The organism is Rhizobium albus, from assembly GCA_030160035.1.
Taxonomy (GTDB): domain Bacteria; phylum Pseudomonadota; class Alphaproteobacteria; order Rhizobiales; family Rhizobiaceae; genus Georhizobium; species Georhizobium albus.
Map to the genome: position 1 here is coordinate 1,419,752 of BSNO01000001.1, position 24,744 is coordinate 1,444,495.

Sequence of the window (24,744 nt, forward strand, 5' to 3'; positions counted from 1 at the left end):
GGTAGGAAAACGCGTAAAAAGGTGATGGGTGCTGCCAAAGTAGCGGTGGGACGGTCCGTACGATCGATGCGGCGGGTGCGTAGTGCAGGTTCGGCCGGGTTTTTGTTCGGCCGGCGGCGTCGGTTTTGCGGCGGGAAGCGCTGGCCGCTTCAGGCGCAGTTTCGCAGCGCGGCTTGGCGGTTGCCGGCGGTGCCGGGAGATGTATCGCGGTGGGCCTGGGATCCGGTGCCGGTGTGGGCGGCGGCCGTGGAGCGGGAGCTGGCAGTCGGGGTTTCGTTGATTTCGAAGCCGGCGACGAGGTCGAAGAGGGTGGCGGCTTCTTCGGACAGGCGCGCGGTGGCGCTCGATGTCTCGACGAACATCTGGGCGTTCTGCTGTGTCGTCTGGTCCATCATGTTGACGGCGCTGTTGATCTGCTTGAGGCCGATCGCCTGCTGCCTGGAGGCTTCCGCAATGGCCTGGAGGTCGCGGTCGACGCCGACGACGCGATCGACGATGGCGCCGAGCTCCTCGCCGGTATTTTCGACGAGCGTGACGCCGCGCCCGATCAGGTCGTTCGAGCCGTGGATCAGGACCTTGATCTCCTTGGCGGCGGTGGCGGATCGCTGGGCGAGTTCACGCACTTCCTGCGCGACGACAGCGAAGCCTCGGCCCGCATCGCCCGCGCGTGCGGCCTCGACGCCGGCATTGAGCGCGAGAAGGTTCGTTTGGAACGCGATCTCGTCGATGACGCCGCTGATGCCGGAGATCTCGCTAGCGGAGGTGCGGATCTTGCCCATGGCGTCGATGGCCTGGGTCATCACGGCGACGGACTGCTCGGCGCGTTGCCTCGTTTCGCGCGCCTTGCCGCCGGCGTCGCGGGCGCGCTCGGCGGTATCGGAAACCGTGACGGTGATCTCTTCCAGCGCCGAAGCGGTCTCCTCCACCGAGGCAGCCTGTGCGTCGGTCTGGCTGGCGAGGTGCTGCGATGTCGCGTCGATGGAGCGCGAGGCCGACGTGATCGCCTCTGCCGCGCTGACAATGGTTTGCAGCGCCGCTCGCAAGGTCGAGGAGGTGTCGTTGAAGTCGATGCGCAGGCGCTCAAGCGCGGGCAAGAACGGCTGATTGAGCGTGGCGGTGAGATCGCCGGCAGAAAGCCTTTTCAACGCCGCGGCGAGGCTTTCCACATTGGCGACGCGATCGGTGACGTCTGTCGCAAGCTTGACGATCTTGAAGACCTTGCCGTCGGCATCGAGGATCGGGTTATAGGACGCCTGGATGAAGACGGGGCGGCCGTTCTTGCCGATGCGGACGAATTCGTCGGAGAGGAAGCGGCCGGCGGCGAGCTCCGGCCAGAAGCTCCGGTAGGCTTCGGAGGCAACATAGGCGGGCTCGCAGAAGATCGCGTGATGGCGTCCGACGATCTCGTCGAGCTCGTAGCCCATCGCCTTCAGGAAATTGGCGTTTGCCGTGAGGATCTTGCCGGTCGGCGTGAATTCGATGACGGCCTGGGCGCGCGACAGCGCCTCGAGCTTGCCGCGGTCCTCGGCTGCCTGCAGAGCCTGCGCGGTGACATCGGTGGCGAATTTCACGACCTTATAGGGTTTGCCATTGCGCATCACCGGGTTGTAGGAGGCGGCGATCCAGACCTCCGATCCATCCTTGCGCAGGCGGCGATATTGCCGCTGGTCATGCTGGCCGGAAGCTAGCTTGGCCCAGAACGCGGCGTAGTCCGGGCGTGCCGCCTCGGCCGGATCGACGAAGATGCTGTGGTGACGCCCCACGATCTCCTCGGCGCGATAGCCCATCGTGCGGCAGAAATTGTCGTTGGCCTTCAAAATGGCGCCGTCGAGGCCGAATTCGATGATGGCCTGTGATGCGTTGAGTGCATCCAGAACGGCGCTCGCATCGCGCGCAAAAAGCTGCAGCATGTCGATCTCTTCATGAGCGGAGAGATGCCGCCGGTTCGACGCATTTCCCCATGAAATTTCATGGTGCATCTTCTTGCGTAAATCCGTTTACGCCGCATGAAGAAATCCGTGGTTGCCGCCCCGACGCGCAAATTCTCTTGAGGTGACCGTTTACCCGGCGAAGGCCTTTTCCAGTTCCGCGATGTCGAGCTTGACCATGCCCATGACGGCAGCCTGGACGCGGGAGGATCTTTCACGGTCCGGGTCGTTCATCATCTTGGGCAGGATGGCAGGCACGACCTGCCAGGAAAGACCGTAACGGTCCTTAACCCAGCCGCATTGCTGGATGGTGCCGCCTTCGCCGAGCGCGCTCCAGTAACCGTCGATCTCCGCCTGGTCGCGACAGGCGACCGAGAGTGATATCGCCTCGGTGAATGCGAACATGGGCCCGCCATTGAGGCCCATGAAGTCGCGGCCGGCGAGGCGGAAGGTGGCGACGAAGAGCTTGCCATTTGCATGGCGCGTGGCTTCGATGATGGCGGTATCGGGGAAGATGTCGCCGTAGAACGCGATCGCTTCCTCCAGCTGGTTATCGAACCACAGGCAGGGGGTGATGGTTGGCATGGTGGACGCCTCCGACATCGATCGTCTCAAGGATTATCGCAGAAACTCTCCCGCGCGGGCGGGTCGGCCGGCGAGGTGCCGGCGCGGCCTCAGAACCATGATCCCATGATATGCCGACTTATTTGCCGGCTTGTCGTTCTGTCTATTTCCCGTCCGGCGGACCGACGATGGCCCACATATGGCCGAAGGGGTCCTTCAGCTGGCCGTAAAGATCGCCCCAGAAGGCGACTTCGAACGGCATGACGACGGTGCAGCCGGCATCCACCGCGCGGTCCCACCATTCGCGGGCGTTCATGACCGCGAGCGTCAGCGTTGTGCCCTGCGGCTCGACCCAGGGATAGCCGTATTCGGGCATAGCATCGCCCAGCATGAACTTGCCATCGTTGATCGTGAGTTGGCAGTGCATGACGCGCTTGCCGTCATCCATCAGCATGCGGCTGTCTTCGGTGGCGGCGAAGGCCTTCTTGTAGAATTCGATGGCTGCGCTCGCATCCTTGGATGCGAGATAGGGGACGACGCCAGGGATGGATGCGGTCCATTCCTGCGGCTGGGTTTGATCGGACATGGGTGCTTCCTCCTTCAAGCTGTGTTTGGCACCGGTGGATCAGAATTCGACGAAGCTTTCAAAGCCGCCGAAGATCATGCGCTTGCCGTCAAACGGCATGCTGGCCATGTCCATCTTCATGCGGTCGTCTTCGAACACCTTCTTGTTGATCTCGTCGCGCTTTTCGCGGGACGGATAGGTGATCCAGGCGAAGATCACCGTTTCGTCGTCCTTGGCCTGGACGGCGCGGGGAAACGAGGTGAGCTCGCCATAGGGCACGTCGTCGGCCTTGCATTCGACATAGGACAGCGCGCCGTGCTCCATCCAGATGCGGCCGGCAGTGGTGGCGATCTCCTTGTAGGCGTCGAACTTGTCCTTCGGGACTGCAAGCAGAAATCCGTCGACATAGGGCATTTCAGAGCCTCCTCTTCAGCATTTTCATTGAGCTTAGGACGTTCGCGATTTCGGGCAGCCGACATGGCCGCTCGAAATTTCTTCAGAGCGTGGCGGCGAGCGCAGCCATCTGGTCTGCAGCCTTTCCCCAACCTTCATGAAAGCCCATCTCTTCGTGGGACTTCTTGTCGGCCTCCGTCCAATGGCGCGCGACCGCGGTGTAGCGCGTGCCGCCCGCTTCATCCGCAAAAGTGATGATGCCGGTGAAGAAGGGCTTTTCCGAAGGCGTCCAGGCATCGGTGTAGGCGTCGGTGAAGACGATCTTCTCGTTGGGCACGACTTCGAGATAGATGCCCTGGTTCGGATACTCGTTGCCTTCGGGATCCGCCATGACGATGTGGCTGATGCCGCCCGGGCGCACGTCGACCCTGGCCGAAGCGATCGTCCACGGCGCGGGGACGAACCACTGCTTCAACAGGTCGTCTTCGGTCCAGCAGCGATAGAGTTTCTCGCGCGGCACGTCGATGAAGCGGGTGAGGGTCAGTTCACGGGGCTCAGCCATGGTGCATCTCCAGATGATGTCCGATTTCGTGCAAAGGACGCTGGAGGATGCCACTTCCCGACAGGGGGCGTCCAAAAAATCTGAATTTTCGCGGAAACCGGCGTTGCTTGAGCCGAAAAACGCAAAAAAGGCCGGTATGAACCGGCCTTTCATTGCCATTGCCGCATCCTGAGCCAGTACATCCGTGGTCACAGGGAAGGCGATGACAAGCTATTCGAGCTTGCTCGATTAAGCGGCGGCGAGGTTGCCTGCGCTCATCTTGCCGCTCTTGCTGTCGCGAACAACGTCGAAGTGCACTTTCTGGCCTTCGGCGATGGACGACATGCCGGCGCGCTCAACGGCCGAAATGTGAACGAACACGTCTGCGCTGCCATCGTTCGGCTCAATGAAGCCGTAACCCTTGGTGGCGTTGAACCATTTTACAGTACCAGTAGCCATGACGATTACCTTTCAATCGCATAGTAAGAATGCCGATCGACCAAAAGTCGAAAGGCGGTGGATCGATAGGTAAGGGAAAGTCGTCGCATGCGCCGTGGCGCCTAAACAAGTTCGGTTACTCAGATCGATTTGACATAGGTGCGCCTTTGGCGGCCCAATGTCAATGCTATGGCGTTGATAGTCGGGTCCTTATCGGCTGCCTACGCCCTTTCTGGTGGCTTTCTTAGGGGATTTGCGCGCGGGCGCCTTGGGCACTTCGACAGCGGCGGTCTCCGCTTCCATCGCCAGGCGCTGTGCTCTCAGCCGCTCCGTCTTGCGCTCGCGGGCGACGACTTCCTTTTCCATGATGGTGCGGGCTTCGTTGTTGGTCGATGACCACTTGGCCTCGGAGGAAGAGCGCTTTTCCGTGGACGGCGTTTTGAAGGGCTGGGCCAATCGTTTTCCTGACTCTGTCTGAACACAATGAACGCTGTCTGCGTTCTCTAAAGTCCTTATATCAGACATTCGTCGTTCGTGACAGGTGGGCTGTTTCACGCGCCGTTTTGGGGGCTTCGCCGAGCTTGTCGAGATGACGCCGGATATGCGCCGCCTCGGCGGGGCTGTTGGCCAGCGAAATGGCGCGGTTGAACGCCTCGACCGCCTCCGCGCGCCGGCCGAGTTCGCTGAGCAGGCCACCACGCAGGCCGTGGAAATAGAAGTAGCCGGACAGCCTTTCAGCGAGCGGATCGATGAGCGCCAGCGCCGCTTCGGGCCCGGCAAGCTTGTTGATCGCAACCGAGCGGTTGAGCGTGACGACGGGGGATGGCTGCACGGCCTCCAGCGTGCGGTAGAGCAGGTCGATCGCTGCCCAATCGGTTTCGACGGCGGATTTCGCGCGGGCATGGGTGGCGGCAATCGCGGCCTGAAGCTGGTAGGGGCCGGGGCGCGCGTGACGCAGCGCCTTGTCGAGCATGGCGACGCCTTCGGCGATCATCGCGCCGTTCCACAATGTGCGGTTCTGATCCTCCAGCAGCACAATCTGGCCATCGGCATCGAAGCGGGCGGGGCTGCGGGCGTGCTGCAGGAGCATGAGCGCGAGCAAGCCCGCAATCTCAGGCTCGGCGGGGAAGAGCTTGACCATCAGGCGGGCAAGCCGGATCGCCTCCTCGGCGAAGACGGAGGCGGACCGCTCGGCCTCACGCGTCCTGGCGACGTCGCTGGCGCGGGCGGAGTAGCCTTCGTTGAAGACCAGATAGAGCATGGCACCGACGGTCGACAGGCGCTCGGCACGCGCCTCGCGGTCCGGCGCCTCGAAGGGAACGCCGGCGCGGGCGATCTTCGCCTTGGCGCGCGTGATGCGCTGTTCCATCGCCGCTTCGGAAACGAGGAAGGCACGCGCGATCTGTGGCACGGTGAGGCCCGAAACGATGCGTAAAGCGAGCGCGATCTGCTGCGTCGTCGGCAGATCCGGATGGCAGCAGACGAAGAGCAGTCGCAGTATGTCGTCGCGATAGGCGCTCTCGTCCAGCTTCTCGGCGATGTCGGTTTCGGCGTCCGAGAGATCGGAAATCTGATCCTCTTCCGGCAGCGGCCGGAGGCGGCTGTCACGACGCACGCCGTCGACGCCGGCATTGCGGCCGACGAAGATCAGCCAGGCGGCGGGATCGCGCGGCGGGCCGTTCTTCGGCCAGGATTTCAGTGCGCGCAGGCAAGCTTCCTGGAAAGCTTCCTCGGCCCGGTCGAGATCGCGAAAGTAGCGAAGAAGCGCTGCGACCGCCTGCGGACGGGCGGCGGTCAGTGCAGTCTCGATCCAGGCGGGGTCGTTCATCTGGTCTCAGCCTTCGGTGTTGCCGGTTGATAGAAGCCGACGGGGCGGATCTCGTAGGAACCACCGCCGGGATTGGCCTCCGCGAGGTCGCGCGCGATCGTCAGCGCATCGTCGAGCGTTTCGCAATCGACGAGGTAGAAGCCCAGGAACTGCTCCTTGGTTTCGGCAAAGGGACCATCGATGACGAGCGGTTCGTCCGCGCCCTTGCGCAGGGTGGTGGCGGCGCTGGTCGGCATGAGGCGGGCGACGGGGCCGAGGCGGCCTTCGTCCTGAAGTTTGCCGGTGATCTTCATCAGACGCGCCATGACGGCATCGTCTTCTTCCTTGCTCCAGGCACCGACGACGTCTTCATGGTTGTAGCACAGGATCGCATAAAGCATGGGTTTGGCCTCGCTTGCTCACAGGACGAAGGAAACAAGCGGTACCCGACAGCAGGCCGGCAAACAATGTTGGACAAATCGATGGGAAGGAGGGCGCGGGCTCGATGCCGCGTCTCTGACCGGGACAAGAGCCCCGGCCTCATTCGTGTGCCAGGCGCTGGGTTTCAGGCTGGCTCGGGCTCGTCGATGAGGATCAGCTCCTCACGGGTGATGTCGATGACGTAGCGTCCTTCCTCGACATGGGTGACCTTGCGGCCGTCGTCGAGAATGTAGTGCTTCATGCCAAGCGCGCCGCTCGCCATGAGATCGTGATACTCGTCCACGCGGCGCTCGGTGCCCTTGCCGTCGCGCACCCGGAACGATCCGGTTTTCTTGTCCATGGGACATTGCCTCCCTCTTCCAATCACCGTCTCGGCGAGACGGTTTTCATCAGGCCCGAAGACCCGATCTGTCCATCGGACGCCCCACCGATCGAGGCGTCCGAAGGCCTCGCCGTCAGGCGGCGAGTGGTTTCGCGTTGCGCTCGATCACCTCGACCCTGTCCACATGCTTGCGTGCGCCGACGAATTCCGGGCGCGGCGTGCCTGCAGAGAAGGGGGCGACGAGCTTGTTCGACACGGCGTTGAACACGAAGAACGCGTTGGACCGCGCCATCGGCGAGATGTTGGACGCCGAGCCGTGCATCGTGTTGCAATCGAAGATCAGCAGCGAACCGGCTGGGCCCGTTGGCGTTTCCAGCCCGAAATCGTCATAGAGACGGGTGAGGCTTTCATCGTCCGGCGTGCCGGTTTCCTGGACCTTGAGCGATGACTTGTAGTTGTCCTCGGGCGTTTCGCCGACCGTGCCGACGAAGCGCTTGTGGGAACCGGGCATCAGCATGAGCGGACCATTGTGCGGCTCGTTGTCGGTGAGGAGCAACGACATGGACAAGGCACGCATGCGGGGCATGCCGTCTTCCGCGTGCCAGGTTTCGAAATCGGAATGCCAGTAGAACTCCTTGCCGCGAAAGCCCGGTTTGAAGTTCAGCCGCGACTGGTGGATGTAGACGTCGTCGCCGAGCAGGAAGCGGGCAAGCCCGGCCAGGCGTTCGTCGCTGGCGAGGCGATGCATGATGGCGCTCTGCCGGTGAAGGGCGAAGATCGAGCGGACATCGCCGGAATTGGGTTCAGTGATGAGGGTTTCGTCTTCGAGCGCATCCTTGGAGGTGCGAAGCCGCTTGGACTCATCAAGAAGGATCTGAAGTTCGTCCGCCTTGAAGAGGCCGGGCAGGAAGAGGAATCCCTTGTCCTCGTAGGATCGATATTCCTCTTGAGTGAGGGGCGCATCCTCGCTCCAGCGCGAATAGATCACCGGATCCTGACGGTCTCGGATGTCAGGTTCCGTGCCTTTTCGGGTCGGGTAAAGGTCGTGCATCTCTGCCATCGTCCATCTCCTCATTCGTCGTTCGGTTGTTTCACACGTCCGAAACTGGCGTGGCGACCGAAAGAGCGGATCGAAATCCGATAGGGCAAGGCAGTCAGACTTACCGGCGAGCGGCTGGCAGGCCGCGGGATTTCCTCATCATTCCGGCGGCGCAACGCACGCATCGGACACCGGCGGAACATCTGCTTCCGCCTCGTGTTCCAAACTACCTCAAATTTTTTCCGTCTGAAACCTTCGGTGAGGTGCGCGACTGGAAGAATGGGGGCGATCCAAAGACGGGTTTTGCTTTTGGCCGCTTTCGCGCTATGGCGATTGCATACAATCTTCAACTCTCGCGAATGCCGGTCCCATGCCCCCCATCGAAGATCTGATCCTATTCGCGCTGGCGCTCGCCGGTGCCGGTGTCGTTGCCGGTATTCTGGCCGGACTGTTCGGCATCGGAGGCGGGGCGATCCTCGTGCCGGTATTCTACCAGGTGTTCGCGCTGGTGGGCGTCGATGAGGCGGTGCGGATGCATCTCGCGGTTGGTACGTCGCTTGCGATCATCGTGCCGACATCGCTTCGGTCCTATTTTTCGCATCGAAAGCGCGGGGCGGTCGACGATGTGCTTCTGAAGTCCTGGATTACGGCCGTGCCGCTCGGCGCGCTGCTTGCGGCGGCCGTGGCAGCGTTTTCGTCGAGCGAGGCGCTCCGGGCAATCTTTGCGGTGATTGCCGTGCTGGTCGCCTTCCGCATGCTGTTCAACCGGGCATCGTGGCGGCTTGGCGACGACCTGCCGCGCAATCCGTTCAAATATATCGCGGGCGTCGTCATCGGCGTTCTGTCGGGCCTGATGGGCATCGGCGGCGGCGTGCTCAACAACACCTTCATGAGCCTTTACGGGCGACCGATGCACCAGGCGGTGGCGACATCTGCCGGCGTCGGCGTGCTGATTTCGATCCCGGGGCTCATCGGCTACATCATTGCAGGCTGGGGCGCCTCCGGCCTGCCGCCGTTTTCGACCGGCTACATCAACTGGGTGGCGGTCGCCCTGATCATCCCGATCACGTTGCTCGTCGCGCCTGTCGGCGTCGCGCTGGCCCACCGGGCGAGCAAGCGGCAGCTGGAGATCGGTTTCGGGATCTTCCTCTTGATCGTCGCCGCCCGCTTCGCGATCAGTCTCGCAGAATAAGCTCGTCGCGACGCATCTCGAAGGACGAGAGCTCGCCGATGAAATTCATGCCGAGCAGGCTTTGGGACAAAGCGCCATCCTCGGAGACCAGCGCGCGGACATCGCTGCGCACGATCGGGCCAATCGCGACCTCATCCAGCGTAACGATTGCGGCGAGCGCCTGGCCATTGGCGGTGGAGACCGGCTGGCTGTAGCTGAGGTTCTCAGGTTCGAGGCCGAGCCGCTCGGCGTCGTCATAGGCCAGCGCGATCAGCGAGGCGCCTGTGTCGACCATGACCCCCACGGGCTCGCCATTGACGCTGATCTCGGTGGCGAATTGACCGCCCATGGCTTTCTGGATGACGACTTCCCGCGTGCCATCGTCAAGCTGGCGCACGGCCGCCGTGCCTGGCATGAGGCCGGCCTGCAACCGCGTGCCGAGCGATTGGATGTCGTAGCGGAAGACGTAGAGCGCGCTGAAGGCGAGGATGATGACCGCCCAGATGACGGCGGCCTTGAGCACCTGGCCGAAGCGGCCGCGGATCAGGAATGCGGACGACAGGACCGTAAGTAGAGCGACGCCGGTGACGAGATTGCCGAACTGATCGTTCTCCAGGCCGAGCGTCTGGCCCGCATTGTGGTTCCACAAAAGGAGGCCGAGGCCGGTGGCGAGGATGGCCATCGCGACATAGAAGATGACGGGGTTGCGGCGCATGCGGTCAGCCCTCGTCGCGTTCAAGCGCGAGGCGCTGGCGCTTCGTCACGCGGCGCGGCCTGCGCTCGATCTTGTCCAGGCGGGCGGGCAGCTCATCCATGATCGCGCGGCGTTCGGCGGCGGAGTAGACGAGCCAATTGGTGATTTCGGCACTGGTGCGGCCGCAACCGAAGCAGTGGCCGGTCGACCGATCAATGGAGCAGACGAGGATGCAGGGGCTTTCGACGGTCACTGGGCAGCGCTCACGGGGCGGGCGGGTCTCTCTGTTCAAGTCGTTCAGGTTCATATCGTTTGCCTAGAGGCAAAGGGCAAGGCCGGCGAGGAGCGCGACTTCGACGAGTTGCTGCGTGGCCCCGATCGTATCGCCCGTGGCGCCGCCGAGGCGGGTGCGGGTGCGGCCGGTGAAGACGAAGAACGCGGCGAGGGCGCAGGCGACCGCGACGAGGGCCGCGATGGGCCCGGCCGCGATGGGCAGCAGCGGCAGCGCGATGAGCGCACCGAAAAAGAGCGCGAGGCGGGCGGATTTCGGCGCGGGGCGCCCCATGGACACGGCAAGGCCATCGCTGCGCGCCGGCGGCAGCATGTGCCAGTGCCAGACCATGGCCGCTCGGCTTGCGGCGGCGATGGCCATGAGCGCCAGGACGAGCGCTTCGGGCGGGAGGATGACGACGAGGGTCGCGAGCGCCGCGACGCGGATCAAGAGCGTCATGACGAGCGCGACGACGCCGAAGACGCCGGTGCGGCTGTCCTTCATGATGGCGAGTGCGCGCTCGCGGTCGCGGCCGGCACCGAGGCCGTCGGCGGTATCGGCAAGACCATCCTCATGCAGCGCCCCGGTGATCATGAGCTGATGCCCGACGATCAGCGATGCGGCGAGGAAGGGCGGTGCCACGACGACGGCAAGTGCCGCAGCGATGAGCGCGACGGGAAGCGCGATGACTGCGCCGGCGATCGGGAAAGCCCGCACGGTGCGCGAGAGGCCGTGATCGTCACCATGGAAATGGCGCGCCGGGACCGGCAGGCGGCTCAGAAAGGCAATCGACCGGGCGATGTCGTCGACGAAGGCGCGCATGGGGATATCGACCGTACTCCTAGCAGCTTCGGCCGGCGCCCTTGAGAGGCTGAGGCTTCCGAGCCGTTTTCGCGTTTTGGGACGGTGAACCGATATCCACACTGCCTTCAACGCATTCGTCAGTTGTGGCGAAGGCCGGATGCTTTTACCAGTGGCGCCGACTGTTGTTCCAAGGCCTCGTGCATCAGGCGAGGCGATAGAGGTTTGCCATGCCCGCCAATGCCACCGGACTGCCCTTCGACGATTTTCGCACGCTTCTGGCCAATCTGCCGGGCGCCGACCGCGCTGCCGTGGAGGCGGTGCGCGCGCGCGACGGCGAACTGACCAAGCCGCGCGGATCGCTTGGGCGGATGGAAGCGCTGGCCGAATGGCTGGCGGCGTGGAGCGGCCGCGCGCCGGCGGTCAACCGGCCGCTGATGGCCGTTTTCGCAGGCAATCACGGCGTGACGGAGGAGGGCGTTTCGCCGTTCCCGAGCGACGTGACGGCGCAGATGGTCTCGAATTTCGCGGCAGGTGGAGCGGCGATCAACCAGATCTGCGTCGCCTACGATCTGGGACTCAAGGTGTTCGATCTGGCGCTGGAAGTGCCGACCGGCAACATCACGAAGGAAGCCGCGATGGACGAGCGCACCTGCGCGGCGACCATGGCCTTCGGTATGGAGGCGATCGCCGGGGGCACGGACCTGCTCTGCATCGGCGAAATGGGCATCGGCAACACCACGATCGCGGCGGCCATGTGCCACGGGCTTTATGGCGGCGAGGCGGAGGACTGGGTGGGGCCGGGCACGGGCGCGGAAGGCGAGGTGCTTGCCCGCAAGATCGCGGCGGTGAAGGCGGCAGTCGCGCTGCACAAGGCGCATCTTTCCGACCCGCTCGAAGTGCTGCGCCGGCTCGGCGGGCGCGAGATCGCCGCGATGGCGGGGGCCATTCTGGCGGCACGGGTGGAGCGCATCCCCGTCATCATCGACGGCTATGTGGCCACTGCGGCCGCCGCCGTTCTGCACAAGGCGAACCCGGCCGCGCTCGACCATTGCCTGATCGGCCACGTCTCGGCCGAGCCCGGCCACGCGCGCGTTATCGCCAAGCTCGACAAGACCCCGCTGCTGGCCATGGGCATGCGGCTTGGCGAAGGCACGGGCGCGGCACTCGCCGCAGGCATCGTGAAGGCGGCTGCACTCTGCCATTCGGGCATGGCGACGTTTGCGCAGGCTGGGGTCAGCGGGAAGGAGTGAGGTTGGCGGCGGGAGTGTTCGCGGCGGCCGCTGTGTTGGATTGCAACTCACCGGCATGCCCGCCACACATGAGAGGTGGCTTTGACTGTAATAGCTCTGGTGGACAAAGGCGAGTGGAGGTTGGGCAATGGTGACAACCAGGGTAGGTGGATGTCTGTGTGGGGCGGTGCGGTACAGTGTCGTGAGCGACGAGGCGCGGCCGATGCGTGGGATCTTTGCCTGCCACTGCGTCGAGTGTCGCCGGCAGTCCGGACATTATGTGGCGGCCACTGCGGCCGGCGACGAGGCTTTGACGGTAACGGGCGGCGACAACCTGACCTGGTTTGCAGCATCGTCGGAGGCAAAGCGCGGATTTTGCAAGATCTGCGGATCGATCTTGTTTTGGAAAGCGGACGCGCGTTCCTCGACATCGATCATGGCCGGTAGTCTGGATGGGGCTACGGGGCTCTCCATCGATCGTCATATCTTCGCGGCTGAAAAAGGCGATTACTATGCGATCGACGATGGACGGCCGATCTATGACGACGCGGGTCCGTCTTGAAATAGCGAACGGTGCGTGGCTGTTTCGGCATCTTATGTGAACAATGACGGTCGATTATCTTCCTGTCTAAAGGAGGGTCCTATGACCGTTTTTCCAAGTCTCTTCATTTCGCACGGCTCGCCGGACACGGCGATTGCCGATACGGCGGCTGCCGCATTCATGCGCCGTTTCGGCGAAACGATGCCGAAGCCGAAGGCAATCGTGGTGGCGAGCGCGCATTTCGAAGTGGGCGGCGGTGTTGCCGTTTCTGCCGATGCGAAGCCTGAGACGATCCACGATTTCGGCGGGTTCGACCGCGCGCTTTATGAAATTCACTACGATGCCCCGGGTGCGCCAGCGCTTGCCGAAGACATCGCGGCCAAGCTGACGGAGGCTGGCTTTCGCGCGCAGGCGGTTCACGGTCGTGGCTTCGACCACGGTACCTGGGTGCCGCTCAGCCTGATCTATCCGGATGCCGACATTCCCGTCGTGCAGGTGTCGGTCGATCCGACCAAGGATGCGGCCTATCACATGGCGCTTGGCCAGGCGTTGGCGGATCTGCGCGAGAAAGACGTTCTCGTGATCGGGTCGGGCTCGTTCACCCACAATCTCGGCGAGGCGTTCAAGCTGTTGCGGACCGGCCAACGGCAGGCGCCGGTGCCTGAATGGGTCGAGGAGTTCGTGACCTGGATGGACGACCGGATCCGGGCAGGCGACATCAACGCTCTCAAGCGCTGGCGGCAGCAGGCGCCGTTTGCGGTGGAGAATCACCCGACGGACGAGCACCTGATGCCGCTCTTCGTCGCGATCGGCGCGGCGATCGGCAGGCAGACGCGCAGCTTCGATGCACAAGCGCTGCACTCCAGCCAGGAATTCGGCGTGCTTTCGATGGATGCCTACGCATTTCATTGAAGATTGATCCTCGCACTCTAAAGTCTCCGGCGAAGGTCGGATGCCGCTCGATCCCTGGTGCGGAAATGGCCGGATCGATCACAGGCGTGCGAGGATTTCCATGAAGCGGCTGTTTTATGCCTTTCGCCATTCTCTGGCGGGCATTCGCTATGCGGCGGCGCATGAAGCCTCGTTCCGGCAGGAACTGATCCTGTTCTTTGTGGCGTTGCCGGTCGCGGTGCTCGTCAGCGACAGTCTGGTCATGCTGCTGGCGCTGATGGGAGCGATCGTCTTCATGATGATCGTCGAACTGCTGAACACGGCGGTGGAGGCGGTTTGCAACGGGCTGTCGCGCGACTACATGGAAGAGATCAAGATCGCCAAGGACTGCGGATCCGCCGCAGTCCTGTTCTCCGTGCTTTCGGCCGGCACCGTCTGGCTGAGCGCGCTTTACCTCAGATTTTTGGCTTGATGACCCGATGACACCCGATCTCACGCTATTTGCACGCGCCGGCCTGCCCGACGATTTGAAGCTGCTTCTCGCGAAATATCCGCGGGAGAGCTGGGGCCGGGATCATACGATCGGCCAGATGGGATCGTTCTGGCTGCAGCGCCACGACATGTTTCGCGAAGTCGGTTCCGGCCTGGTGACCGCGACGCATGAGCTGCGCGAGGGCCGCATGGAAGCGGGTGCGTTTGCCGGCTGGTTCGTGCCGCGGATCAATTTCTTCCTGTCGCAGCTCGAAGGGCACCACCAGATCGAGGATCAGCATTATTTTCCAGTGTTCGCGGCGGCTGAATCCCGGCTGAAGCACGGCTTCGACCTGCTCGACGAAGACCATCACGTCATCCACGATCTGCTTGCCGCGAATGCACAATCGGCCCGCGGTTTCCTCGGTGGGCTGCAATCCGGCGGCGACGCGTTGAAACGCGGCAGCGAGGACTATGCCAGGAACGCCGAGCAATTGCTCAAGGGCCTGCTCAGGCACCTGGAAGACGAGGAAGATCTGATCATTCCGCTGATGCTGGATCGTGGGGAAGACGCGCTAGGGGTCTCGTGATCAGGTGAGACAGGCGAAGGCCTGCCATGCCGTCGCAGACGATCATTTCGATTTGGCGGAACGGTCCTGCATCCGCTAGAAAGCGGCAGCGACTTTAAAGTGCCCAGAACAGGTTCCGCATGACGTCCCGTCCCGACCGTTTGAAGATTGCCGTCGTCCAGCTCAATCCGATCGTCGGTGATGTGGCCGGCAATCTGGAGAAGGCTCGGGATGCGCGGCGGGAGGCGGGGGCGCAAGGTGCCGATCTCGTTTTCTTCACCGAGCTCTTCATTGCCGGCTACCCGCCGGAAGATCTGGTGTTGAAGCCGGCGTTCCTCGCGGCTTGCGCGCAGGCCGTCGAGGCGCTGGCAGGCGATACCGCCGATGGCGGGCCGGGGGTGGTGATCGGCTATCCGCGCGTCGACGACCATGGGCGCTACAATTCCATCGCCGTGCTGGACGGCGGCCGGGTGATCGCGACGCGCGACAAGGTGGACCTGCCGAACTACGGCGAGTTCGACGAGAAGCGGGTGTTTCAGGCGGGGCCGATGCCGGGACCGGTGGGTTTTCGCGGCGTGCGGATCGGCATTCCGATCTGCGAGGACATCTGGGGTGACCTCTCCGTCTGCGAAACGCTGGCCGAAAGTGGCGCGGAGATGATCCTCGTTCCGAACGGCTCACCCTATTATCGCGGCAAGATGGATGTGCGCCAGCAGGTCGTGATCCGCCAGGTGATCGAGAGCGGGCTGCCGGTGCTTTATGCCAACCAGGTGGGCGGGCAGGACGAACTCGTCTTCGATGGCGGCTCCTTTGCGATCAATGCCGACAAGCGGCTTGCGTTTCAGCTGGGCCAGTTCGAGGAGACGGTGGCGCTGACGGAATGGGTGCGCCAGGGCGATGAATGGCGGTGCGCGGCGGGATCGGTCGCGCCGCTGCCGGACAGGATGGAAGCGGACTACACCGCCTGCATGGTCGGCCTGCGCGACTATGTGGAGAAGAACGGGTTCAAGCAGGTCGTGCTGGGCCTGTCCGGCGGGATCGACTCGGCGATCTGCACGGCGCTCGCCGTCGATGCGCTCGGCCATGAGCGGGTGCGCACCGTGATGCTGCCCTATCGCTACACGGCGGAAAGCTCGCTGACGGATGCCGAGGCCTGCGCCAAGGCGCTGAACACGCGCTACGACGTGGTGCCGATTTCCGAGCCTGTGGAAGGGTTTACGGCCGCGCTCGAAAGCGTTTTCGAAGGCACCGAAGAAGGCATCACGGAAGAAAATCTGCAGAGCCGCACGCGCGGCGTGATCCTGATGGCGCTTTCCAACAAGTTCGGCTCGATGGTGGTGACGACGGGCAACAAGTCGGAGATGTCTGTCGGCTATGCCACGCTTTACGGCGACATGAATGGCGGGTTCAACCCGATCAAGGACCTCTACAAGACCGAGGTCTACCAGCTGTCGCGCTGGCGCAATTCGAACAAGCCGAAGGGTGCGCGCGGACCATCAGGCGAGGTGATCCCGGTTTCGATCATCGACAAGGCGCCATCGGCGGAACTGCGCGAAAACCAGACGGACCAGGATTCGCTGCCGGACTACGCCGTGCTGGACGACATTCTGGAGTGCCTGGTGGAAGGCGAAATGGCGACGGAGACGATTGTCGCGCGCGGCCATGACGAGGCGCTCGTCCACCGTATCGAGCACCTGCTCTACATCGCCGAATACAAGCGCCGGCAGTCGGCGCCGGGCGTGAAGATCACGCGTAAGAATTTCGGCCGCGATCGGCGCTACCCGATCACCAACCGTTTTCGCGACAGGGGATAACCCGTCCTCACGCCTTGGCTTTCTGCGCGCGTGTCGTCATGGCGACGCCGGCGGCGATGATCAGTGCGCCGATCCAGGTGAGCAGCGAGTAGCGCTCGCCGAGGAAGACGACGCCGGCGAAGAGGCCGACCGCGGCGGCGACGTAGCCGATCTGGCTGAGATAGACTGGGCCGCCGACCGATTGCAGGCGAAAGAAGAAGATGAACATCGCCGAGGCGCTCGCAACCTGTGCCGCGACGACGAGCGGGATCGTGCCGAGAACCGGCAGGGCGGCGATGTCGCCGGTGACGAGCAGGCCAACCAGAAGAACAAGTGCAGCAGCGAGATGGCTGCCAGCTGCGAGTTCGATTGGGCCGGCATCCTTCGGCCAGTCGATCGTGCGGTAGATGTTGCCGGCGGCGAGGCTGACGGGAATGAGCAGGCCGATCGCGACCCAGAACAGGCTAGCGGGCTCGCTGGCTTCTCCGCGCGTGATGGCGACGAGAAGCGCGCCGACAAAGCCGACGGCGATGCCCGCCATGCCGAGGCCGTTCGGTTTGCGCACGCCAAGCAGAATCGAGAGCAGAAGCGTCAGCACCGGTGAGAGCGTGAACATGATGCCCGTGTAGCCGGCACCGAGATGGGGCACTGCGGAAAACATCAGGAGGTTCGGGATCGCGTAGGAGATGATCGCCGCGAGGAAAAAATAGCGCAGTTTCGCCGCACCGAGCCCGACGCGCCCGCCACGGGCAAGGAGCCCTGCGAGCAACAGCGTGCCGGCGCCGAACGAGATGACGAAGGACCAGAGAAGCGGCGGGGCTCCCGCGAGCGTCGCGACCTTGCCGAGCGGCGGCGTTGCACCGAGCAGGAGCCCGGTGACGACGAGGAGGCCGAAGACGGATCGCCAGAGTGCGGTCATCGGAGGTTCGCTTCAGCGCTTCAGAATGAGGCGCATCAGCTCTTCAACTGGTAGCCGGTCTTGAAGATCCACCAGACGACGGAGAGGGCTGCGACCAGGAAGAAGAGGATGGCGGCAACCGACCAGACGAGGCTGACGTCGGAGACTTCGAAGAAAGACCAGCGGAAGCCCGAGATCAGGTAGAGAACCGGGTTGAACAGCGTGACGTTCTGCCAGAAGGGCGGCAGCATATCGATCGAGTAGAACGAGCCGCCGAGGAAGACGAGCGGCGTGATGACGAGCAGCGGTACAAGCTGCAGCTTCTCGAAATTGTCCGCCCAGATGCCGATGATGAAGCCGATCAGCGAGAAGGTGAAGGCGGTCAGCAGCAGGAATGCGATCATCCAGAACGGGTGCGCGATGCGCAGATCGACGAAGAGGGCAGCGGTGGCGAGAATGATGACGCCGAGGATGATCGACTTCGTCGCGCCGGCACCGACATAGCCGAGTACGATTTCGAAGAACGAGACCGGTGCCGACAGGAGTTCGTAGATCGTGCCGGTGAATTTGGGGAAATAGATGCCGAAGGCCGCGGCCGAGACGCTTTGCTGGAGGAGGGTCAGCATGATGAGGCCCGGCACGATGAAGGCGCCATAGGAGACGCCGCCGACTGTTTCGATGCGCGAACCGATGGCCGCGCCGAAGACGACGAAATAGAGCGAGGTGGAGATGACCGGCGAGATGATGCTCTGCAGCACCGTGCGCTTCCAGCGGTTCATCTCGAACATGTAGATGGATTTGACGGCCTGGAAATTCACTGCTGTTCCTTCACGAGGCTGACGAAGATGTCTTCGAGCGAGCTCTGGTGGGTATCGAGATCGCGGACGCGGATGCCGGCCTGCTGGAGATCGGCGAGCAGCGCCGTGATGCGGGTGCGTTCGCCTTGACGGTCGAAGGTATAGACGAGAGTACGGCCCTCGTCGTTCAGTTCCAGATCATAGGTCGCGAGGCTTTCCGGCACCGAGGCCAGCGGCTCGCGCACTTCGAGCTTCAGCTGCTTGACGCCGAGCTTGCGCATCAGCTCGGCCTTGCGCTCCACGAGAAGAAGACGACCCTGCGAGATGATGCCGATGCGGTCGGCCATCTCTTCGGCTTCCTCGATATAGTGCGTGGTCAGGATGATGGTGACGCCGGATTCGCGCAGCTTGCGGATGACCTCCCACATGTCCTTGCGCAGCGAGACGTCGACGCCGGCGGTCGGTTCGTCGAGGAAGAGGATGTCGGGCTCGTGCGACAACGCCTTGGCGATCAGTACGCGGCGCTTCATGCCGCCTGACAGTTCGCGCAGCTTGTTGTCGCGCTTGTCGTAGAGCGAGAGGTCCTTGAGGATCTTCTCGATATAGGTCGGGTTCGGCGCCTTGCCGAAAAGGCCGCGCGTGAACGAGACGGTGTCGAAAACCGATTCAAACTGATCGGTCGTCAGTTCCTGGGGCACGAGGCCGATCATGGAGCGAGCGGCGCGATAGTCGCGCACGATGTCATGGCCGCCGACGGTGACGGCGCCATCGCTCGCATTGACGATGCCGCAGATGATCGAAATCAGCGTCGTCTTGCCCGCGCCATTGGGGCCAAGCAGCGCGAAAATCTCGCCGCGAGCGATCTCGAGATCGATGCCCTTGAGGGCCTCGAAACCGGAATCGTATTTCTTGGAAAGGCGAGAGACGGCAATGATCGGCTGCATGCGGCGCAATCTATGCTCAAACCGTGCGAATGCAATGTGCCGCCCATCGAAAAGCATTGGTTTGCCGATTCGAAGATACTGGCACCCGCGAAAGGGCTGCACCGGATGATGATGAGCGCTGCCGCGCCATTGAATTGCTGAGCAAGCGACCGTATATGGAGACCAATGACGCGCCCGATTCTTGCGGGACGATGGCCGATTATTTCTCGGTCAACCTCATTTGGCCTTCCACGGACGTCCGACCCTCGAAGCGACACTCGTTTCCCTCGTCGGCGCCGCCCGGACATTCCGGGCCCTGTCACAGTGACAGGTCGGCGTTTCTTCAACGCCTCGTCGGGCCAAGAACTCAACGGGAATGCCCTGGGCTATGCCAGGACTTCCAAGATAGCCGGTTTCCGCGACGGCGGGATCGGGATTGGAGCACCATTGCAAGTACTTGTCAGAGACAATAACGTCGAGCAGGCCATGCGTGCGCTGAAGAAGAAGCTGCAGCGCGAAGGTCTTTTCCGCGAGATGAAGCAGCGCCAGGCTTATGAGAAGCCATCCGAGCGCCGCGCCCGCGAAAAGGCACAGGCGATCCGCCGCGTTCGCAAGGCAGCCCGCAAGCAGGCGCAGCGCGAAGGCCTGCTGCCGCGCACCGGCGGCGCTCGACGCTAGGACTTTTCGGGCAGGACACTTCGGTTAACGTTTCGTTAACCATTTGCGCCTTAGCCTGACATATCCGCTGATTTGGCCTTCGCGGCCTGCGGCGGATGACTGAGATTGACGCGCCGTTGCTGACCACGGATGTACTGGCAGCACGGTGCGTGATCTCGACTTTCCAGCGCCTCAGAGGCGGATCCATCGATGGTGGGCGGATCGAACGGGGGAAGCCCCGTTTTTTTTGTGCCTTGCCGAAGCCGATCGCGGGGTTGTCGCTTCGCTGCCAGCCTTGCGGGCGCAGGCAATCTCGACTAACCGACATCGCTATGAAGACATTCGAACGCATGCCCGTCGCCGTCCGTTTCGCGCCTTCGCCGACCGGATATATCCATATCGGCAATGCCAGGACCGCGCTCTACAACTGGCTTTATGCCAAACAGCACGGCGGCGAGTTCATTCTTCGTTTCGACGACACCGACCAGGCGCGTTCCAAGACGCAATATGCTGAGGCGATCGTGCGTGATCTGGAGTGGCTTGGGATCAGGCCCGACCGGATCGAGTACCAGTCGAAGCGCTTTCCGATCTACGACGCGGCGGTGGCCAAGCTGAAGGACGCGGGCCTGCTCTATGCCTGCTACGAGACGGCCGAGGAACTGGAGCGCAAGCGCAAGCTGAGGCTCGCGCGGCGACTGCCGCCGGTTTATGGCCGCGACGCGCTGAAGCTGTCGGACGAGGAGCGCGCCGCGCTCGAGGCGGAAGGGCGCACTCCGCACTGGCGCTTCCTGCTGCCGAATTTCGAGAGTGATCCGTTCGAAACGCGCCGCACCGAGATCCACTGGGACGATGTGGTGCGTGGCCACCAGACGGTCGACCTCGCGTCCATGTCGGATCCGGTGCTGGTGCGCGAAGACGGCACCTACCTCTATACGCTGCCGTCGGTCGTCGACGACATCGAAATGGGCATCAGCCATGTGATCCGCGGCGACGACCACGTGACGAACACGGGCGCGCAGATTGCGCTGTTCCACGCGCTGGGCGAAGAGGCGCCGGACTTCGGCCATCACAACCTGCTGACGACGGCCTCCGGCGAGGGACTGTCCAAGCGCACCGGCGCGCTATCGCTCGGCTCATTGAGGGAACGCGGTTTCGAGCCGATGGCGGCGGCGTCGCTCGCGATCCTGATCGGATCGTCGGAAAGTGTATCGGCTGTGCGCTCGATGGATGCTCTGCAGGAGCAGTTCGATCCGGCGAACGCATCGAAGTCGTCGGCAAAATTCGATCCGGAGGAACTGACGGCGCTTAACCGGGCTCTGGTGCATCAGCTGGAGTTTGCGGATGTGCGGGACAGGCTTCAAGCGCTCGGCATTGAGGGCGAGAAGGCGGAGGCGTTCTGGCAGGTGATCCGCGGCAATCTGGATTTCGTCCCGGATGCCGGTGCCTGGTGGCAGATCGTGACGGACGGACCGACGCAAGATGGCGAGGCCGAACTTGCAGGCGAGGATCTCGATTTTGCGCGCCAAGCTTTCGACAGCGCGCCGGCCGGCCCATGGGGTGCGACGACGTGGAAGCTTTGGACCGATCAGCTGAAGGCGGAAACGGGACGCAAGGGCCGAAATCTCTTCATGCCGCTGCGCATCGCGATTACGGGAAGAACGTCGGGACCGGAGATGTCAGATCTATTGCCTCTGATTGGTCCGGAAGGAATTGCGGCCCGACGACCCTGACATTGCGTTCCTGAAGGCGCTCGTCCAGATCGACCAATTCACGCTCTTCGGCCGGCTTGATCGGTTCGGCAACGACCGGTGCAGGGGCTTGCGGCGCCGGGATCGTCAGCGTGGACCGCTGTTCGTCCGATGACGGAGCAGGAGGCGCTGCGGGCATGATTTCGATGACGCTGGAATGATCGTTGGAGGCAGTGTGGAACTGGCTGTAGCTTGCAGCCTCGCGCACCGGCTCCACCTGGCAGCCATAGGCGGCAAGTTCGGCGCGGATTGCCGACGGGTCCGAGTAGATGACGGACTGGCGCAGAGCGTCGCGCTCTTGCTGGAGGAAGGCGATCTCGTTTTCGATGGATGCCGCCTCGGCTTCGAGCGGGCCGCATACGTTTCCTTCGCCGCCGCGATAGACCATCACCGAATTGCCGCAGCCGGCATGATGCAGCTCAAGCGCGATCTCGCCAAGAGTCTGCTTTGCCTGCGCGAGATAGACATCGACGGTGGTGTTGGTCGTCTGGCCGGTCGATAGCGCCAGATCGTGATGAAGAGCCGCGCAAATGTCGGTGCTTTCGGCAAAGGCCGTTGTGGAAGTCGTCAGAACGGCACCGGCCAGCAGCGCCGCAACGCCCGTTGCGATCGGTTTCATTTTTGTACCCGCCTGTCTTGATCCGCCGGTTTTATCGGCTGCAGCGATGGCCGCCAAGCGGCATCGCGTTTTAGCCTTAATGCGGCAGAGCGGATTTTGTTTCGTCGGATAAAGATCAGGATCCAGCTGGTGCAAAAATGCCCGCTGGATCCTGTGAGGTTCAGTGTGGCTGCGACGCTTCCACGACGGCGAGCGTTGCCATGTTGACCACGCCGCGCGAGGTGACGGACGGCGTGAGGATGTGCGCCGGCTTTGCTGTTCCGAGCAGGATGGGACCAACATGCAGCGCGTCGGTCATCGTCTTGACGACGCCGAGCGTGATGTTGGCGGCATCGAGGTTCGGGAAGACCAGGAGATTGGCCTCACCGCTGAGGCCGCTGCTCGGCATGACGCGCTGTCGCAGCACTGCCGAAATCGCAGAATCGCCGTGCATCTCGCCATCGGCCTCGAGTTCCGGATCGAGCTTGCGGACGAGTTCGGTGGCGCGGCGCATTTTCTCGGCGCTCGCGGAATCGCGCGAGCCGAAGTTCGAGTGCGAGACGAGGGCCGCGCGCGGCTCGATGCCGAAACGGCGGATTTCGTTGGCTGCCATGATGGTGGTTTCAGCCAGTTCCTCGGCACTTGGATCGTAGGACACATAGGTGTCGGTGAAGAAGGTGGCGCCGCGCTGCGAGATGAGCAAGCTGAGCGCGGAATAGTCGATGACGCCTTCGCGCTTGCCGATGATCTGGCTGATGTCACGCAGATGGCGGGCGTAGCGGCCTTCCAGTCCGCAGATGAGTGCATCGGCCTCGCCGCGGCGGAGAGCAAGCGCGGCGATCACCGTGGCGTTGGTGCGCACAGTCGTGCGGGCGGCTTCCGGCGTGACGCCCTTGCGGCCGACGAGTGCAAAATACTCGTCGACATAGTCACGGTAGCGCGGATCGTCCTCTGGATTGATGAGGTCGAAATCGGTGCCGGGGCGCACGCGCAGACCATAGCGGCGGAGACGTACGTCGATGATGGCCGGACGGCCGATGAGGATCGGGCGCGCAAGGCCTTCTTCCACGAGAACCTGGATGGCGCGCAGCACGCGCTCGTCCTCGCCTTCGGCAAAGATGACCCGCTTCTTCTCGGCGGCCTTGGCGGCGGAGAACACCGGCTTCATGATGAGGCCGGAGCGGAAGACGAAGCGGTTCAGCTCATCCATATAGGCTTCGAAATCGGCGATCGGGCGGCGGGCGACGCCAGTTTCGGCGGCGGCCTTGGCGACAGCCGGCGCGATGCGCAGGATGAGACGCGGATCGAAGGGCGAGGGGATGAGATAGTCCGGCCCGAAAACCGGTGTATCGCCGGAATAGGCGCGGGCCGCGACGTCGGACGGCTCCTCGCGCGCAAGGCCGGCGATGGCGCGCACGGCGGCGAGCTTCATTTCCTCGTTGATCGTGCGGGCGCCGCAATCGAGCGCGCCGCGGAAGATGTAGGGGAAGCAAAGCACGTTGTTGACCTGGTTCGGAAAATCCGACCGGCCCGTGCAGATCATCGCGTCCGGCTGAGCGGCGCGTGCTTCGTCCGGCATGATTTCGGGCGTGGGATTGGCGAGCGCCATGATCAGCGGCTTTTCCGCCATGTCGGCCAGCATCTCAGCATTGAGCACGCCGGCTGCGGAGAGGCCGAGGAAGACATCGGCACCGCTGATCGATTCGATCAGCTTGCGCTTGTCGGACGGCTGCGCGTAGACGGCCTTCCATTCGTCCATCAGCGCGGTGCGGCCCTCATAGACGAGGCCTTCGAGGTCGTGGACCCAGATGTTTTCGCGCTTCGCGCCGAGCGCAACCAGGAGGTTGAGGCAGGCGAGGGCGGCGGCACCGGCGCCGGCGGTGACGATCTTGACGTTCTCGATCGACTTGCCGGCGAGCTCGAGGCCGTTGAGGATTGCGGCGGCGACGATGATCGCCGTGCCGTGCTGGTCGTCGTGGAAGACCGGGATGTCCATCCTGTCGCGCAGCTGGCGTTCGACCTCGAAGCACTCCGGCGCCTTGATGTCTTCGAGATTGATGCCGCCGAAGGTGGGCTCGAGCGCCGAGATGACCGTGACCATGCGGTCGACTTCCTGCGCGTCGATCTCGATGTCGAAGACGTCGATGCCGGCGAACTTCTTGAAGAGGACGGCCTTGCCTTCCATCACGGGCTTGGACGCGAGCGGCCCGATGGCGCCGAGGCCGAGTACGGCCGTGCCGTTGGAGACGACCGCGACGAGGTTGGCGCGGCTCGTGTAGTCGGCGGCGCGATCGGGATTATCGCGGATGGCGAGGCAGGGTGCGGCGACGCCCGGGGAATAGGCCAGTGCCAGATCGCGCTGGTTGCCGAGCGGCTTGGTGGCCTGGATCTCAAGCTTACCCGGGCGCGGATAGCGGTGATAGAAGAGTGCGTTCTCGTCGAGATCACCGGACGCCGGTTTGTTGCGATCCGTCTTGGGTCCGTTCTGATCCTTCAAAGTCATAGCGCGCTCACGTCCTGCCTGCCGAATACAATGGTGCGGGGCGCGCACCGCTTCGCCCGCCCGCGCGATGGTCCGGAGTGTCTTGCGGATAAGTGCCGCCGCTGTCCAGTCTGACGACGATGTTTCCGCCATTTCCGGCCGATGTCAT

29 protein-coding genes are annotated in these 24,744 nt (G+C 63.3%); 10 read left to right on the top strand and 19 right to left on the bottom strand.

The genetic code is table 11. The features are described from left to right. Nucleotides 1-149: 149 nt before the first annotated feature. The 5 genes from QQL76_RS06835 to QQL76_RS06855 form a co-directional block, all read right to left on the bottom strand. Nucleotides 150-1,910 carry a methyl-accepting chemotaxis protein gene (locus QQL76_RS06835; protein ID WP_499206934.1) on the bottom strand — a complete coding sequence of 587 codons (1,761 nt, stop codon included), beginning with the start codon at nt 1,908-1,910 and terminating at the stop codon, nt 150-152. Between the two features lie 150 nt (nt 1,911-2,060). Then, on the bottom strand, nt 2,061-2,513 hold the full coding sequence (locus QQL76_RS06840; RefSeq protein ID WP_499206935.1) for a VOC family protein: 453 nt from the start codon (nt 2,511-2,513) through the stop codon (nt 2,061-2,063). A gap of 142 nt (nt 2,514-2,655) precedes the next feature. Further along, entirely contained in the window at nt 2,656-3,078 is a 423-nt protein-coding gene (locus QQL76_RS06845) for a VOC family protein (RefSeq protein ID WP_126010016.1), read from the bottom strand. Nucleotides 3,079-3,117: 39 nt separating this feature from the next. Further along, complete coding sequence (locus QQL76_RS06850; RefSeq protein WP_126010017.1) at nt 3,118-3,471, bottom strand: DUF1428 domain-containing protein; 354 nt, start codon at nt 3,469-3,471, stop codon at nt 3,118-3,120. Nucleotides 3,472-3,553: 82 nt separating this feature from the next. Then, a complete protein-coding gene (locus tag QQL76_RS06855) occupies nt 3,554-4,012 on the bottom strand; it encodes an SRPBCC family protein (protein ID WP_126010018.1) in 459 nt (152 codons plus the stop codon). Here QQL76_RS06855 and QQL76_RS06860 point away from each other — a divergent pair. Further along, entirely contained in the window at nt 4,011-4,184 is a 174-nt protein-coding gene (locus QQL76_RS06860; RefSeq protein ID WP_164527860.1) for a hypothetical protein, read from the top strand. The two genes, QQL76_RS06855 and QQL76_RS06860, sit on opposite strands and share 2 nt — an antisense overlap. Nucleotides 4,185-4,240: 56 nt before the next feature. On the opposite strand, the gene QQL76_RS06865 is transcribed toward QQL76_RS06860, so the two are convergent. From QQL76_RS06865 to thpD, 6 genes are all read right to left on the bottom strand, one after another. Next, entirely contained in the window at nt 4,241-4,450 is a 210-nt protein-coding gene (locus QQL76_RS06865) for a cold-shock protein (RefSeq protein ID WP_126010019.1), read from the bottom strand. 189 nt (nt 4,451-4,639) lie between these two features. Beyond that, complete coding sequence (locus QQL76_RS06870; protein WP_126010020.1) at nt 4,640-4,885, bottom strand: hypothetical protein; 246 nt, start codon at nt 4,883-4,885, stop codon at nt 4,640-4,642. A 61-nt stretch (nt 4,886-4,946) separates the two neighbouring features. After that, nucleotides 4,947-6,257 (bottom strand): RNA polymerase sigma factor, encoded by a 1,311-nt coding sequence (locus tag QQL76_RS06875; protein WP_499206936.1) that lies wholly within the window; start codon nt 6,255-6,257, stop codon nt 4,947-4,949. Next, nucleotides 6,254-6,637 carry a YciI family protein gene (locus tag QQL76_RS06880; protein WP_499206937.1) on the bottom strand — a complete coding sequence of 128 codons (384 nt, stop codon included), beginning with the start codon at nt 6,635-6,637 and terminating at the stop codon, nt 6,254-6,256. Before QQL76_RS06880 ends, QQL76_RS06875 begins: the two co-directional genes overlap by 4 nt. Before the next feature lie 164 nt (nt 6,638-6,801). Then, nucleotides 6,802-7,017, bottom strand: a complete 216-nt coding sequence (locus QQL76_RS06885; RefSeq protein WP_126010023.1) for a hypothetical protein — start codon at nt 7,015-7,017, stop codon at nt 6,802-6,804. A 115-nt stretch (nt 7,018-7,132) separates the two neighbouring features. Then, nucleotides 7,133-8,059 (bottom strand): 2OG-Fe(II) oxygenase family protein, encoded by a 927-nt coding sequence (gene thpD, locus QQL76_RS06890; RefSeq protein ID WP_499206938.1) that lies wholly within the window; start codon nt 8,057-8,059, stop codon nt 7,133-7,135. Between the two features lie 349 nt (nt 8,060-8,408). On the opposite strand from thpD, the gene QQL76_RS06895 reads away from it, so the two are divergent. Beyond that, a complete protein-coding gene (locus tag QQL76_RS06895; RefSeq protein WP_126010024.1) occupies nt 8,409-9,230 on the top strand; it encodes a sulfite exporter TauE/SafE family protein in 822 nt (273 codons plus the stop codon). Here QQL76_RS06895 and QQL76_RS06900 read toward each other — a convergent pair. Genes QQL76_RS06900 through cobS form a run of 3 tightly spaced genes read right to left on the bottom strand, consistent with a single transcriptional unit; the run spans nt 9,214 to nt 10,996 of the window. Beyond that, nucleotides 9,214-9,924, bottom strand: coding sequence for a pepsin/retropepsin-like aspartic protease family protein (locus tag QQL76_RS06900; RefSeq protein WP_499206939.1), 711 nt, complete (start codon nt 9,922-9,924; stop codon nt 9,214-9,216). The two genes, QQL76_RS06895 and QQL76_RS06900, sit on opposite strands and share 17 nt — an antisense overlap. A gap of 4 nt (nt 9,925-9,928) precedes the next feature. Continuing rightward, entirely contained in the window at nt 9,929-10,210 is a 282-nt protein-coding gene (locus QQL76_RS06905) for a DUF1289 domain-containing protein (RefSeq protein ID WP_499206940.1), read from the bottom strand. 9 nt (nt 10,211-10,219) lie between these two features. Next, entirely contained in the window at nt 10,220-10,996 is a 777-nt protein-coding gene (cobS, locus tag QQL76_RS06910) for an adenosylcobinamide-GDP ribazoletransferase (protein ID WP_499206941.1), read from the bottom strand. Nucleotides 10,997-11,205: 209 nt separating this feature from the next. Between cobS and cobT the strand changes: the two genes are divergently transcribed. The 6 genes from cobT to QQL76_RS06940 all read left to right on the top strand — a co-directional run bounded on the left by cobT (nt 11,206) and on the right by QQL76_RS06940 (nt 16,493). Further along, on the top strand, nt 11,206-12,228 hold the full coding sequence (cobT, locus tag QQL76_RS06915; protein WP_499206942.1) for a nicotinate-nucleotide--dimethylbenzimidazole phosphoribosyltransferase: 1,023 nt from the start codon (nt 11,206-11,208) through the stop codon (nt 12,226-12,228). A 127-nt stretch (nt 12,229-12,355) separates the two neighbouring features. After that, a complete protein-coding gene (locus tag QQL76_RS06920) occupies nt 12,356-12,769 on the top strand; it encodes a GFA family protein (RefSeq protein WP_499206943.1) in 414 nt (137 codons plus the stop codon). Nucleotides 12,770-12,850: 81 nt separating this feature from the next. After that, nucleotides 12,851-13,660: a DODA-type extradiol aromatic ring-opening family dioxygenase gene (locus tag QQL76_RS06925; protein ID WP_499206944.1), complete on the top strand. Its 810-nt coding sequence runs from the start codon at nt 12,851-12,853 to the stop codon at nt 13,658-13,660. Between the two features lie 100 nt (nt 13,661-13,760). Beyond that, nucleotides 13,761-14,111: a diacylglycerol kinase gene (locus QQL76_RS06930; RefSeq protein ID WP_499206945.1), complete on the top strand. Its 351-nt coding sequence runs from the start codon at nt 13,761-13,763 to the stop codon at nt 14,109-14,111. 7 nt (nt 14,112-14,118) lie between these two features. Continuing rightward, on the top strand, nt 14,119-14,700 hold the full coding sequence (locus QQL76_RS06935; RefSeq protein ID WP_499206946.1) for a hemerythrin domain-containing protein: 582 nt from the start codon (nt 14,119-14,121) through the stop codon (nt 14,698-14,700). Nucleotides 14,701-14,819: 119 nt separating this feature from the next. Next, nucleotides 14,820-16,493 (top strand): glutamine-dependent NAD(+) synthetase, encoded by a 1,674-nt coding sequence (locus QQL76_RS06940; RefSeq protein WP_499206947.1) that lies wholly within the window; start codon nt 14,820-14,822, stop codon nt 16,491-16,493. 7 nt (nt 16,494-16,500) lie between these two features. Here the strand turns inward: QQL76_RS06940 and QQL76_RS06945 are convergent, their stop codons facing one another. Genes QQL76_RS06945 through QQL76_RS06955 form a run of 3 tightly spaced genes read right to left on the bottom strand, consistent with a single transcriptional unit; the run spans nt 16,501 to nt 19,111 of the window. Beyond that, nucleotides 16,501-17,391: a DMT family transporter gene (locus QQL76_RS06945; protein WP_499206948.1), complete on the bottom strand. Its 891-nt coding sequence runs from the start codon at nt 17,389-17,391 to the stop codon at nt 16,501-16,503. A 35-nt stretch (nt 17,392-17,426) separates the two neighbouring features. Beyond that, nucleotides 17,427-18,188: an ABC transporter permease gene (locus QQL76_RS06950; RefSeq protein WP_126010034.1), complete on the bottom strand. Its 762-nt coding sequence runs from the start codon at nt 18,186-18,188 to the stop codon at nt 17,427-17,429. Next, nucleotides 18,185-19,111 (bottom strand): ABC transporter ATP-binding protein, encoded by a 927-nt coding sequence (locus QQL76_RS06955; protein ID WP_499206949.1) that lies wholly within the window; start codon nt 19,109-19,111, stop codon nt 18,185-18,187. Before QQL76_RS06955 ends, QQL76_RS06950 begins: the two co-directional genes overlap by 4 nt. 426 nt (nt 19,112-19,537) lie before the next feature. Between QQL76_RS06955 and rpsU the strand changes: the two genes are divergently transcribed. Both rpsU and gltX read left to right on the top strand, forming a co-directional pair. Further along, nucleotides 19,538-19,768, top strand: a complete 231-nt coding sequence (gene rpsU / locus QQL76_RS06960; protein WP_126010036.1) for a 30S ribosomal protein S21 — start codon at nt 19,538-19,540, stop codon at nt 19,766-19,768. A 329-nt stretch (nt 19,769-20,097) separates the two neighbouring features. Beyond that, nucleotides 20,098-21,477, top strand: a complete 1,380-nt coding sequence (gene gltX, locus QQL76_RS06965) for a glutamate--tRNA ligase (RefSeq protein ID WP_499207131.1) — start codon at nt 20,098-20,100, stop codon at nt 21,475-21,477. Here the strand turns inward: gltX and QQL76_RS06970 are convergent. After that, nucleotides 21,395-22,114 (bottom strand): hypothetical protein, encoded by a 720-nt coding sequence (locus QQL76_RS06970; RefSeq protein ID WP_499206950.1) that lies wholly within the window; start codon nt 22,112-22,114, stop codon nt 21,395-21,397. The genes gltX and QQL76_RS06970 overlap by 83 nt on opposite strands. Before the next feature lie 160 nt (nt 22,115-22,274). Further along, entirely contained in the window at nt 22,275-24,596 is a 2,322-nt protein-coding gene (locus tag QQL76_RS06975; RefSeq protein WP_499206951.1) for an NADP-dependent malic enzyme, read from the bottom strand. Between the last annotated feature and the right edge of the window lie 148 nt (nt 24,597-24,744).

What these genes read in the sequence shown, in the direction of transcription:
- QQL76_RS06835 (WP_499206934.1), bottom strand. Translation starts at nt 1,910, where the DNA reads ATGCTGCAGCTTTTTGCGCGCGATGCGAGCGCCGTTCTGGATGCACTC.
- QQL76_RS06840 (WP_499206935.1), bottom strand. Translation starts at nt 2,513, where the DNA reads ATGCCAACCATCACCCCCTGCCTGTGGTTCGATAACCAGCTGGAGGAA.
- QQL76_RS06845 (WP_126010016.1), bottom strand. Translation starts at nt 3,078, where the DNA reads ATGTCCGATCAAACCCAGCCGCAGGAATGGACCGCATCCATCCCTGGC.
- QQL76_RS06850 (WP_126010017.1), bottom strand. Translation starts at nt 3,471, where the DNA reads ATGCCCTATGTCGACGGATTTCTGCTTGCAGTCCCGAAGGACAAGTTC.
- QQL76_RS06860 (WP_164527860.1), top strand. Translation starts at nt 4,011, where the DNA reads ATGGTGCATCTCCAGATGATGTCCGATTTCGTGCAAAGGACGCTGGAG.
- QQL76_RS06855 (WP_126010018.1), bottom strand. Translation starts at nt 4,012, where the DNA reads ATGGCTGAGCCCCGTGAACTGACCCTCACCCGCTTCATCGACGTGCCG.
- QQL76_RS06865 (WP_126010019.1), bottom strand. Translation starts at nt 4,450, where the DNA reads ATGGCTACTGGTACTGTAAAATGGTTCAACGCCACCAAGGGTTACGGC.
- QQL76_RS06875 (WP_499206936.1), bottom strand. Translation starts at nt 6,257, where the DNA reads ATGAACGACCCCGCCTGGATCGAGACTGCACTGACCGCCGCCCGTCCG.
- QQL76_RS06880 (WP_499206937.1), bottom strand. Translation starts at nt 6,637, where the DNA reads ATGCTTTATGCGATCCTGTGCTACAACCATGAAGACGTCGTCGGTGCC.
- QQL76_RS06885 (WP_126010023.1), bottom strand. Translation starts at nt 7,017, where the DNA reads ATGGACAAGAAAACCGGATCGTTCCGGGTGCGCGACGGCAAGGGCACC.
- thpD (WP_499206938.1), bottom strand. Translation starts at nt 8,059, where the DNA reads ATGGCAGAGATGCACGACCTTTACCCGACCCGAAAAGGCACGGAACCT.
- QQL76_RS06895 (WP_126010024.1), top strand. Translation starts at nt 8,409, where the DNA reads ATGCCCCCCATCGAAGATCTGATCCTATTCGCGCTGGCGCTCGCCGGT.
- QQL76_RS06900 (WP_499206939.1), bottom strand. Translation starts at nt 9,924, where the DNA reads ATGCGCCGCAACCCCGTCATCTTCTATGTCGCGATGGCCATCCTCGCC.
- QQL76_RS06905 (WP_499206940.1), bottom strand. Translation starts at nt 10,210, where the DNA reads ATGAACCTGAACGACTTGAACAGAGAGACCCGCCCGCCCCGTGAGCGC.
- cobS (WP_499206941.1), bottom strand. Translation starts at nt 10,996, where the DNA reads ATGCGCGCCTTCGTCGACGACATCGCCCGGTCGATTGCCTTTCTGAGC.
- cobT (WP_499206942.1), top strand. Translation starts at nt 11,206, where the DNA reads ATGCCCGCCAATGCCACCGGACTGCCCTTCGACGATTTTCGCACGCTT.
- QQL76_RS06920 (WP_499206943.1), top strand. Translation starts at nt 12,356, where the DNA reads ATGGTGACAACCAGGGTAGGTGGATGTCTGTGTGGGGCGGTGCGGTAC.
- QQL76_RS06925 (WP_499206944.1), top strand. Translation starts at nt 12,851, where the DNA reads ATGACCGTTTTTCCAAGTCTCTTCATTTCGCACGGCTCGCCGGACACG.
- QQL76_RS06930 (WP_499206945.1), top strand. Translation starts at nt 13,761, where the DNA reads ATGAAGCGGCTGTTTTATGCCTTTCGCCATTCTCTGGCGGGCATTCGC.
- QQL76_RS06935 (WP_499206946.1), top strand. Translation starts at nt 14,119, where the DNA reads ATGACACCCGATCTCACGCTATTTGCACGCGCCGGCCTGCCCGACGAT.
- QQL76_RS06940 (WP_499206947.1), top strand. Translation starts at nt 14,820, where the DNA reads ATGACGTCCCGTCCCGACCGTTTGAAGATTGCCGTCGTCCAGCTCAAT.
- QQL76_RS06945 (WP_499206948.1), bottom strand. Translation starts at nt 17,391, where the DNA reads ATGACCGCACTCTGGCGATCCGTCTTCGGCCTCCTCGTCGTCACCGGG.
- QQL76_RS06955 (WP_499206949.1), bottom strand. Translation starts at nt 19,111, where the DNA reads ATGCAGCCGATCATTGCCGTCTCTCGCCTTTCCAAGAAATACGATTCC.
- gltX (WP_499207131.1), top strand. Translation starts at nt 20,098, where the DNA reads ATGCCCGTCGCCGTCCGTTTCGCGCCTTCGCCGACCGGATATATCCAT.
- QQL76_RS06970 (WP_499206950.1), bottom strand. Translation starts at nt 22,114, where the DNA reads ATGAAACCGATCGCAACGGGCGTTGCGGCGCTGCTGGCCGGTGCCGTT.
- QQL76_RS06975 (WP_499206951.1), bottom strand. Translation starts at nt 24,596, where the DNA reads ATGACTTTGAAGGATCAGAACGGACCCAAGACGGATCGCAACAAACCG.